This is a genomic window from Marinitenerispora sediminis, assembly GCF_003336425.1.
In the GTDB taxonomy this organism is placed as follows: Bacteria; Actinomycetota; Actinomycetes; order Streptosporangiales; family Streptosporangiaceae; genus Marinitenerispora; species Marinitenerispora sediminis.
On sequence record NZ_QEIO01000397.1, the window covers coordinates 1 to 337 of the forward strand.

The following is a 337-nucleotide window of genomic DNA, read 5'->3' on the forward strand; positions in this document are numbered from 1 at the left end:
GGGCCCGGTGCTCTTCGCGGCCGCGCAGTGGCTGGCCCGGGCGATCCCCACCTGGCACGAGAAGCTGCGGCTGATGGACGGCACCCCGCTGCGCTGCGCAGCCTCCCACGCCACGGTGAACCGCTCGGGCCTGGGCGAGATCGCCGGCTATGGGAGGGGCAAGTCCCACCACGCCTTCTACTGGGGCGCCAAGCTCATGCTCATCACCACTGCCGAGGGGGCCGTCACCGCGTTCTCTCTGGCCCATCCCAAGGAGCTGGACGAACGCAAGCAGGCCCTGCACCTGCTCCACGTCCAGCGGTGCGCTCCGGGGCCGTGTGCGGTCGTGTGCGACAAG

The 337-nt window shown here is 71.2% G+C and carries 1 pseudogene; it reads left to right on the forward strand.

Features of this window, described 5'->3' with window-relative positions:
• Positions 1-337, forward strand: a pseudogene (locus tag DEF28_RS26990) (hypothetical protein); the annotation flags it as partial.